The sequence below is a fragment of the Arthrobacter sp. Bz4 genome, assembly GCF_003075455.1.
Taxonomy (GTDB): Bacteria; Actinomycetota; Actinomycetes; order Actinomycetales; family Micrococcaceae; genus Arthrobacter_D.
Window position 1 is genome coordinate 1 of the sequence record NZ_QDAE01000039.1, and the last position, 9,628, is coordinate 9,628.

10 protein-coding genes and 2 pseudogenes are annotated in these 9,628 nt (G+C 62.0%); 7 read left to right on the forward strand and 5 right to left on the reverse strand.

Annotated features, from left to right (window positions below; translation table 11 throughout):
* A partial coding sequence (locus tag DDA93_RS16525; protein WP_207771365.1) for a hypothetical protein occupies positions 1-193 on the reverse strand: 193 nt, incomplete at its 3' end.
* 228 nt (positions 194-421) lie between these two features.
* On the opposite strand from DDA93_RS16525, the gene DDA93_RS16400 reads away from it, so the two are divergent.
* A complete protein-coding gene (locus tag DDA93_RS16400) occupies positions 422-559 on the forward strand; it encodes a hypothetical protein (protein WP_165802659.1) in 138 nt (45 codons plus the stop codon).
* Between the two features lie 274 nt (positions 560-833).
* On the opposite strand, the gene DDA93_RS16530 is transcribed toward DDA93_RS16400, so the two are convergent.
* Positions 834-1,130 carry a hypothetical protein gene (locus DDA93_RS16530; RefSeq protein WP_207771366.1) on the reverse strand — a complete coding sequence of 99 codons (297 nt, stop codon included), beginning with the start codon at positions 1,128-1,130 and terminating at the stop codon, positions 834-836.
* A gap of 322 nt (positions 1,131-1,452) precedes the next feature.
* Positions 1,453-3,363, reverse strand: coding sequence for a helix-turn-helix domain-containing protein (locus DDA93_RS15450; protein WP_165802660.1), 1,911 nt, complete (start codon positions 3,361-3,363; stop codon positions 1,453-1,455).
* Positions 3,364-3,614: 251 nt separating this feature from the next.
* Here DDA93_RS15450 and DDA93_RS15455 point away from each other — a divergent pair, with 251 nt between their 5' ends.
* The 6 genes and pseudogenes from DDA93_RS15455 (at position 3,615) to DDA93_RS15485 (ending at position 8,857) form a co-directional block, all read left to right on the forward strand.
* On the forward strand, positions 3,615-4,340 hold the full coding sequence (locus tag DDA93_RS15455; RefSeq protein ID WP_243400668.1) for an N-acyl homoserine lactonase family protein: 726 nt from the start codon (positions 3,615-3,617) through the stop codon (positions 4,338-4,340).
* Positions 4,341-4,796: 456 nt separating this feature from the next.
* Positions 4,797-5,924: an alcohol dehydrogenase catalytic domain-containing protein gene (locus DDA93_RS15465; RefSeq protein WP_116779254.1), complete on the forward strand. Its 1,128-nt coding sequence runs from the start codon at positions 4,797-4,799 to the stop codon at positions 5,922-5,924.
* Positions 5,925-6,037: 113 nt separating this feature from the next.
* Positions 6,038-6,361, forward strand: a complete 324-nt coding sequence (locus DDA93_RS15470) for an NIPSNAP family protein (protein WP_116779255.1) — start codon at positions 6,038-6,040, stop codon at positions 6,359-6,361.
* A 55-nt stretch (positions 6,362-6,416) separates the two neighbouring features.
* Positions 6,417-7,898, forward strand: a complete 1,482-nt coding sequence (locus DDA93_RS15475) for an NAD-dependent succinate-semialdehyde dehydrogenase (protein ID WP_116779256.1) — start codon at positions 6,417-6,419, stop codon at positions 7,896-7,898.
* Between the two features lie 356 nt (positions 7,899-8,254).
* Positions 8,255-8,461 (forward strand): annotated as a pseudogene (locus DDA93_RS15480) (helix-turn-helix domain-containing protein); the annotation flags it as partial.
* Positions 8,462-8,857, forward strand: a complete 396-nt coding sequence (locus DDA93_RS15485) for a helix-turn-helix domain-containing protein (RefSeq protein ID WP_243400669.1) — start codon at positions 8,462-8,464, stop codon at positions 8,855-8,857.
* Positions 8,858-9,118: 261 nt separating this feature from the next.
* On the opposite strand, the gene DDA93_RS16535 is transcribed toward DDA93_RS15485, so the two are convergent.
* Both DDA93_RS16535 and DDA93_RS16405 read right to left on the reverse strand, forming a co-directional pair.
* Positions 9,119-9,268 carry a hypothetical protein gene (locus DDA93_RS16535; RefSeq protein WP_207771367.1) on the reverse strand — a complete coding sequence of 50 codons (150 nt, stop codon included), beginning with the start codon at positions 9,266-9,268 and terminating at the stop codon, positions 9,119-9,121.
* An 83-nt stretch (positions 9,269-9,351) separates the two neighbouring features.
* Positions 9,352-9,628: pseudogene (locus DDA93_RS16405) on the reverse strand (NADP oxidoreductase); the annotation flags it as partial.

A 9,628-nucleotide genomic window follows, 5' to 3' on the forward strand; every position in this document is an offset into this window, starting at 1 on the left:
GCTTCCCCAATAGCGGTGACCATTCGGGCTCGTTATGGTCGACATACCACCAGCCGGAGACAGACAGGGCGGCACCAGAAGGAAAACTCGTTCGAAAAATTTCCCCCAAAGTCATGTACCTTCCCCGCCACTGCGCCATGAAGTAGTACGAAAGCCCACCAAGGGCTTCAAGAGAAAGGAGGCGGACCACCACAGGACGACTGCAACCCACCCACCAAACCAGGCACACCCTGTTCACCATCTGAGCCGGTTTGTGCACAGTCAGAGAGCAAAACAGCCTCTGACAAGGAGAAACGTGTGCCCGAAGTGGGACTTGAACCGGCTTTCACCCCTGCAAACACTGCCCTCCCCCGAAAACCATCCCAAACCCGCGCAAACCGACTCCAATACGCCCCAGTCCGACCCCCAAGGAATGCACAATGTGCACACCCGCTTTCTCGCCCACGACGACGCCCCCAACTGGGTCGCTGAACGGCTGCCCAAGCTCCCGCCCAGCCAGCTGGCAACGCTGGAACCACAGGTTCCCCGCAGAACCCACAGGACCATTTATCAGCCCTAACTACTCTGGTCCCAACCCGGGCACCTACCCGGAGGCAGCTCGCATCATCGGCCGAACACTGGAAAAGACCAACAGCTAGGACAGGCGTCGCTGCACGCAAAAAGCCCCAGTGCGTACAGGCACAGGTTCGTTGGAGGATCCGCTTACGGGCGCGTCACTGCGCCAACGAGAACATTGGTGCGAATCTTGCGCCACCCCTCGGTCTTAAGAGCCCGCGTATCAAAGTCGGTTGTGACCAGCTTTATCGGAAGCTGTCCGATATGCCTTACAGTGACTATCTCGCGGTCACCTGTAATCCTGTCACTACAGCCAGCGACCCATTGGTCAGATTCGTCGAGTTGATAGGCGGCAATGCAGGCGATGGAGTGTCCGAGCTTTCCGCTGCAAAATGTTTGACTCCGCTGTCCTCAGTGAGGAATCGGAAGTCGAAAGGCATTTTTGGGTCTACGTTCCGAATTTCGACGGAAAAGTCGTCTTTGGCTTCTGCTGGCCTTTGGACGGCAGTGATCCGTGCGTAGCTGGAGCAGCCGGCCAGTGCCAGAAGGACAGCCGCGGCGGCAGCAATCTTCAACACTCAATGCTTCAATGATCCCCCAGACAGTTCGAACCACCACCCTAACGTGGCTTGGAGCGCCCGCGCTGCTTGAAGTGGCTGGGGTCCGTTGGCACCTCGGAGGGTCCGAAAGACGCAAACATCGCCAATCCCGCCCAGTCCGACACCAGTACGACAGGGACTGCCCCGGCTAATTCCTCAGTGATGTGCATGACTGCATGAGCAGGGTGCCGTCGAACCTTTACCCATAGATTTCCCGGCCAGCCTGACCTGGACGCCCTTGCCAGCACTGTCGGGATGACCGACCGGCGGTCAAAAACCAAACTGAGAGCGGGGCGAGCTATCGGCGGGATGCGTTGTCAGCGGTTTTCAGGTGCCAGATCCTGAGGGTGAGGTGGTTGTCGAGTTGTCGGGTTGGGGCCAACCAGTCTTCTCCAATCAGCAGAGAGATGCGTTCGAGACGTTGTTTGACGGTGTTGCGGTGGATGAAGAGGTTTTCCGCTGTGCGGGCGAGGTTGTGGTTTGCTTCCAAGAACGTCCAGGCTGTCCGGGTCAGTTCAGTGTTGTGTTCACTGTCGTGGTCGATGAGCGGCTGAATTTGTGAGTAGAGGCTCTCTTGGGCTCCGCTGGAGTGGACAGCGGAGAGCAATAGTCCCAAATGCCCGAGCTTGTCTCCGTCCAGGAGATCGCCGCGTTGGTTCAGAACCAGCAGGCTGGACAACGCCAGTTCGGCCTGATGGTTTGCCCTCTTTGCCCCGGCCAGTCCCTCAGCAGTGCTGGCATGTCCGGCGGTGGCCGGAATTCCACTTTCTTTCAGTTTGGCCATCACCGCTCCGGTGATGGTTTTGCTGCCGGAGACCAGGACACATATGCGGGCTCCTCGGCGGGCGATGAGTGCCTTGGCCGGGCCTAGGACCTCACGAATGGTCTTTTCGACGCGGGCGTAATCTGCCCCGGCGGAATCGAAGACGGCGACGGTCATTTCCCCGTTGGGCCGCATTCCAAAGCGTGCAGTCCTCTGCTGGATGAGTTCCAGAGGCACGTCCCGGTCCGAGAGAAGGTCGTCGAGGACTTCGAACTGAAGCCGTTGCGCTGAATCGTGGGTGGCTTGGTCAAAGAGCCGTAGGACCGTGAGGAAGACGGCCAATCTTTCGGCGATGGCGCGCTGCCTCCCGTTCAGCGGTCCGCGGGCGACGAGGGTGGCCAGATGCGTCGGGCCTGCCTGGGCCGGGACAAGGACCACCTCTTCATCGGTGGTGGCAAAGATGCGCGGGCGTCCTGTGGCCACCGCCTGGGCAACAGTCGATTCGAACGTCGAGTGCTCACCCTCGTCTTTGAGCATTGACCCAAGCGGGGCAGTACCCGGGTGCAGCGATTCCATTGGCACTTCCTGAAGGATGCCGTTAGCGGGATCGAGTATCAGTATGTCTGTGCCAAGGATCTGCCGGGAGAGCGCGGCAAATCCTTCAAGGCCGCTCCCTCGGACCACAACCTCAATGAACCGTTCGTCGAGGTCAACGAGTCTCTGAAGGCCATCCATCTCTTCGAGCCGGGTGCGATTCTCATTTCCTAGCCGTTGCAGGGCGGAGGCGGCTTCGGCGAACCGCTGCGCATTATCGATGGCGACGACGGCATGCTTACCGATCGCGTCCACCAGGTCAACGAGCTCCGGCCCGTATACCCGGGGCATCCTGTCCGCGATAAGAAGCGCGCCGATGACCTTGCCGTAAAGGTGCAACGGAACCCCGAGTATCGCGCGCACTCCCTCCTTGTTGACGATGTCGTCGATATGCGGCAGGTGCGAGATGGCAAGGTCGGTAAGGTAGTCCTCGGTCTGATACGGCGAGAGTCCGACTGCAGCTTTGCCCAGTACGCCGGTTCCAATCGGCATCCGGATAGTTCGGTAATCCTCGGTGGCCACGCCATCGGATTTCCGGATATACGTCTCGTGTCGTTCGTAGTCGTTAAGACTGATGTACGCCATGTCGCTTCCGGCGAGGGTGCGGGTACGTTTCACGATCGCCAGCAAAACTTCCTCAACATCCCTGATGCCCGTCAGGTCCGTCGCGGTGTCATGGAGCGCCCTGAGCAGGCCCTCACGTTGCCGCCGCTCACGCAGCCGGGCATTGATGCTCAGGGCAGCCCGGGCTGCGCTGTCGGTGACTTCATGCCTGTCGAGGGCCTCATGCAACGCCTTCGCCAGACTTTCATCGGTAATCCCGGCTTCGATGCGTTCCAGCCATAGTCCCATTGACTTCATAATTGTTGGCCCCGTCCCTACTCTCCGATCACGGTACAAACGAATGTGCACAAAGCACAACTTTCTCTTAGAGGAATGGTCATAAGTGATATAGGTAGCGTGTGGTGTAGCCCATAGTCTCGGTGAAGCGGATTCCTACAGAAAGGATCGTCATGGGCGACGATATAAAACTGCACATACTCTCCAGCGGGGTAATGGAGTGCGATCACACCTGGCTGTTGCTTCAAGGCGGTACAACAATCATGGACCGCAACCATAAGAGCGCACCTCCAGCCTGGGGTGACTGCCCCACTCACGCCGTGCTCATCGAGCATCCCGAAGGCCGGGTGCTCTGGGACACGGGAGTGCCCCGCGATTGGGAGACAAGATGGGCGCCGACAGGGTTCCAGGACTTCTTTCCGGTCAAGGAAGACCCCGCCGGTCCGGGCTACCTCGACTCAGCACTGGCGGAGCTGGAACTGGAGCCGAGCGACATCGACATCCTGGTCCTTTCGCACCTTCATTTCGACCACGCGGCCAACGCGAAAATGTTCGACAACGGCAAGACCCGGATTATCGCCAGCACTGATGAAATTGAGGGCGTCAAAGGCATCTCAGGAGCCTTTCAGGGCGCACACCTAGTTTCGGACTTCGATGGCCTGAACCTGGAACCGGTTGCCGGCGACGCCGAAATCCTACCGGGTGTGAGCGTGATCGCGACCCCTGGCCACACCTGGGGCACCATGTCGCTGCAGGTCGATCTTCCCAACGACGGCACCAAAATTTTCACCTCCGACGCGGTTTACCTTGGAGCCAGCTGGGGTCCGCCCGCTGTCGGAGCCGCGATCGTATGGGACAACCTGAAGTGGCTCGAATCCGTGGAAAAACTGCGCGGTATTGCCGAACGCACCAACGCGGATGTCATTTTTGGCCATGATCCGGAGCAGCGAAAAACGCTCAAATTCGCCCCCGACGGTTACTACTCCTAGGCGGCGGGCCATGATCCTTTACGACGTGAAATGCGCCGACGGCCATCGCTTCGAAGCCGCCCTGCAGTCGATGTTCGACGACACACCGGCCTGTCGTGAATGCGGCGCTCAGACCGGCAGGGTTCCCGCGGCTGTGAGGCTGTCCGGCACCGCAGACCCTGGTCCCTCCCGCGAACAGATGCCCAATACTTGGCACGGAATCAGGCGGGGAGACCCGGAGACAGTCCGCGGATGGCATGGACTGATGACCAAACGGGAAAAGCTCGAAGAAAAATACCCGGAACTGGCCGGGGACCGCAGACCCGTCCTCGCCCACGAAGGAGCATTCGCGAACGCCCCCTTGCGAGCTGGAGACCCGCTGGCGAGTCAAGTTGCGGAAGCAACCTTCAAACCCGCGGCGCCTCCGCGGAAAGAGTCTGCACAAAGTAAACCGACAGACCGAAAAGAATCGGACAAATGAAGATCACCGGAGCAGTACTTGAAGAAATCGGCCGTCCCCGCCCCTTCAGCGAATCCCGGCCTATCACCATCTCCGAGCTGGAGTTGGGAGAACCCGGGCCCACCGAAATCCTGGTGCGGCTCGAAGCCGCAGGGATCTGTCACTCGGATTTGAGCGTCGTCGACGGCAACCGGGTCCGCCCGGTCCCCATCCTGCTCGGACACGAAGCGGCAGGACGTGTTGTAGAGGTCGGTTCAGAAGTCAACGACCTACGGCCGGGCCAACGCGTGGTCATGTCGTTCCTTCCTCGATGCGAGGAGTGCGACAACTGTGCCGAAGACGGTCGACTGCCCTGCTCTGCAGGTTCCAAAACTAACAGTGAAGGTGTCCTGCTGCACGGATCCACGCACCTAAACCGTGACGGCGAGAGCGTCTTCCACCACCTCGGCGTTTCAGGCTTCGCCACTCATGCCGTCGTTGACAGAGCCTCTGCCGTGCCCGTCGGCGATGACGTTCCCCCGGATATCGCCGCCGTCCTCGGATGCGCCGTGCTCACCGGCGGCGGTGCGGTCCTGAACGCAGCCCGCCCCAAACCACAAGACAGCATCATGATCGTAGGCCTCGGCGGCGTAGGAATGGCTGCACTGATCACGGCCATCTCCCAAAACGTTTCACGCATCGTCGCCGTGGACACACTTGAGGAGAAGCTCGAGCACGCCCGGCGCCTCGGCGCCCACGAAACCTACACACCGCAGCAGGTGCTTGAGCAGGGCGTCAAGGCCAAATACGTCATCGAATGCGCAGGAAACCCGAGGGCCTTCGAAACTGCCTTCGCCGCCACCGCGGTGGGTGGAACAACGATCACCGCGGGCCTGCCCTCACCGGACGCCCGCGCGCAGATCCCGCCCATGACCGTGACCGCCGAAGCCCGGACGATCATCGGCAGCTATCTCGGATCCGCGGTACCGTCACGCGATATCCCGAAGTACGCCCAGCTCTGGCGGGAAGGTAAGCTCCCCGTCGAAGAACTCATCACCACCCGCATCGGCCTGGCGGACATCAACCAGGCTATGGACCAGTTGGCCGACGGAAAAGCAGTCCGACAGGTCATCATGTTCAACTCTGATCACGAACACTCCAGCTAAAAAGCTCCATTCCGGCAAACACAACACCGGTAACCGCCGGGTCCCCCTCCTGCCGGTGACCGGTGTTGGGGCGCCGGCAGTTCTCTGCAGCCATCAACGACAGGAAACCGACCGTGACATTCGAGCTCAGGACCTATACCGCCGCGTCGGGAAAGATGGAAGCGCTCCTGGAGCGCTTCCGCACCCACACGACCAAACTTTTCCCCGACCACGGCATTCAAGATATCGGTTACTGGATATCCGATGAAGACCCGGAAGCCCTGATCTATCTCGTGCGACATGAGGGTGACCCAAAATCAAACTGGGAAGGGTTTAAAGCCGATCCCAGATGGGTGGCTGCGCGCGCAGCATCCGTCGAGGATGGCGAACTCACCGACAACATTTCGTCCCTCTACCTGACCGCCACTGATTTTTCGCCGGTCCGCCCCGCACAGTAAAACCAGTCTCACCCGCCGACGCCCCACTCTGGAATCAAGAACTTAGGAGACAACGATGACAACAACCCCCCAGCGTGAGGCCGCCCTACTGGCGTCTGTGCCCACTGGTCTGCTGATCAATGGCGAGTGGCGTCCGGCTGTGTCGGGGAAGACCTTTGAGGTGGAGGATCCGGCGACGGGGAAGGTGTTGTTGAGTCTGGCTGATGCCGGTCCCGAGGACGGTGCGGCTGCTCTGGATGCTGCGGCGGCGGCGCAGGAGTCCTGGGCGAAGGTCCCGCCGCGGGAGCGGGGGGAGATCCTGCGTCGTGCGTTTGAGTTGGTGACCGGGCGGGCGGAAGATTTTGCGCTGCTGATGACTCTGGAGATGGGCAAGCCGCTGGCCGAGGCCCGCGGCGAGGTGGCGTATGGTGCGGAATTCCTGCGCTGGTTCTCCGAGGAGGCTGTGCGCGCCTTTGGCCGGTATTCGGTCTCGCCGGACGGGAAGTCCCGCCTGCTGGTGACGAAGAAGCCGGTGGGCCCGTGCCTTTTGGTCACGCCGTGGAACTTCCCGTTGGCGATGGCGACCCGGAAGGTCGCCCCGGCGGTCGCGGCGGGCTGCACGATGGTGCTGAAGTCAGCGAACCTGACGCCGCTGACCTCCCAGCTGTTCGCTGCGGTGATGATGGAGGCTGGTCTGCCGGCCGGTGTGCTGAACCTGATCCCGACCTCCACGGCCGGGGCCACGACGGGTCCGCTGATCAAGGACTTCCGGCTCCGGAAGCTCTCCTTCACCGGGTCCACCGAGGTCGGCCGCCGGCTGCTGGCGGATGCCTCGGGGACAGTGCTCCGGACCTCGATGGAGCTCGGCGGGAACGCCCCGTTCGTGGTGTTCGAGGATGCCGATGTTGATGCCGCGGTCGCGGGGGCGATGCTGGCGAAGCTGCGGAACATGGGTGAGGCCTGCACCGCGGCGAACCGGTTCATTGTGCACGAATCGGTCGCGGAGGAGTTCGCTACGAGGTTCGCCACGAAGATGGCCGGGATGACCACTGCTCGGGGGACGGAACCGGAGTCGAAGGTGGGTCCGTTGATCGATGCGAAGAGCCGGGACAAGGTCCACGAGCTGGTCACCGATGCCGTGGCCGCCGGTGCGAAGACTGTCTTGGGTGGCGGGCCCGTGGAGGGGCCGGGGTATTTCTACCAGCCGACCATCCTCACGGGCGTGGCTGAAGGGGCCCGGATCCTGTCCGAGGAGATCTTCGGCCCGGTCGCGCCGATCATCACCTTCGCTACCGAGGATGAAGCGGTCCGGCTCGCGAACAACACCGAGTACGGACTGGTCGCCTACGTCTTCACGCGGGACCTCAACCGGGGCATCCGGATGGGCGAACGGCTGGAGACCGGCATGCTGGGCCTGAACGCCGGGGTGGTCTCCAACGCCGCGGCACCCTTCGGCGGGGTCAAGCAGTCCGGCCTGGGCCGGGAAGGCGGCCTCGAAGGCATCGAGGAATACCTCTACACCCAGTACATCGGCATCGCCGACCCCTACGGTTCCTGATCCTTCTCAACACCTGAAGGATGATCATGGTTCCCGGTCGCTGGCTGTGCGGGGCCGGCTTGTTGCTGCTTCCCCGAAGATCAGCGTTTCGATCCGTTGGTAGGTGCGGCCCGAGAGGGACCCGTCGAAGACCGCCGCCCACCAGCGGGCGGGGTCCTTGACTAGCTGGCTATAAGTCGTGTCAAGTGCAAGCTCCGGGCATGCCCGGTGCGCGCCGCATGCCTGGCGGCACGTTCTGGCGTGTCTGCGGGGTGGCGGTTGGTGGCTGGCCCGGCGTGATTCCAGGGGCGCCCGCTGACTTATCTGACCTCGGCGGTTGCCGGGTCATCTGGCGTCGTTCGGGATTCCCAGGGGGCGGCATCGCCGCTGCCAGGGAGAACGGAACACGCTTTGGCCCGCCACTGATGGATCCGCTTGTCATTGCTGACAAGCTAGCGATCGCGCAGGACGCCCGGGCGAAAGGACGCACCGCCGAAGACGCGGCCCGCCTCGTGGGCTGGAGCCGTGCAACTCTTTACCGCCACCAGCAAGCCCTCGCCGCGCGCGAGGGCATCACGATGTAGGTGTTCCTGACCGGCGAAGAGCGCTGGAAAGTCCTTCGACTTCACGTCGAGGATCAGATTTCCCTTGCCGCTCTCGCCCGTGAAACCGGGATCAGCACCCGCACTCTCCAGCGTTGGCTTCGGCTCTACCGGGCGGGTGGTGCAGGTGCTCTCGACTTGGGACCACGCGCCGATGCTGGCACGCGGCGCGTGGACCCAGAAATGGTTAGGTTCATCGAGGGACTTGCACTGACCAAGCCCCGCCCAAGGATGGCAACGCTACACAGACTCGCCGCGGCCGAAGCGGGCAGAAGAGGCGCCCCGGCACCGAGCTACAGGCGAAGGTCGGTTATCCCCTTCGCTTCCCCCGTGGCCGAAACCCACACCGGTACAGCAACCATCCAGCTCGGTGCCTAGCCAGCCCAGCCATGCTGAGAGGCAGGTGAAAGTGCACTGGCGCCCAAGACGGGTCCGAATACTACATAGCGGGAAATCGTTCTTGGGGGTGGTCGGCCGTGACATTTTCGAAGCCTACAACCAGGTACGGTCCGTGACAGGCTTGGTGGCGTTGCTGTGCAGAACGCGCCCGGTGACGGTGCCTCCTTCGGACCGGACCAGCACTCGCGCCGGAAGTCGCAATTGCCTTAGGCATGGATCCTATCCGTCACGCTGCCGTCCTCAGGGAAGGACTTTCAGCGCCGTATCCCAGTTGAAGTGCGGGTGTTCGGGATTGACCTGGAGCCCCATGACAACGAGCATAAACGCTTCCAGTTCACGGGCCCGGCGCAGCGGGCCGGAGTCGATCGGGCGAAGGCCGGAAGCGGCCACTACGGCGCTGAGCCGGGCTTTGGCTTCTTCGGAGTCCCCGGCGATGAAGACATCCAGCGGAACCGAGCCGACAGCACCCTTCTCTAGGGGCCGGCGAAGCAGGTGTTGAAGGCCTTGACGACAGGAACATCGTCCGGCAACAGATCCGCGATTTCTTCGGCTCCCGATGTTCCGCTGGGAACAGTCAGACGGTCGAAGTTGGCGGGATCTACGGTGTTGCTGATGTGGACGACGACTTTGCCGGCAAGCTGCGAAGAGTAGTCGCTGGCGATCTTCTTCGCCGCGTCGTGGGACATGGCGAGGATGACAAGGCTGCCCTCCAACGCGTCGCCGGGGGCCGCCGCGGTCGCCCCGGCCCCT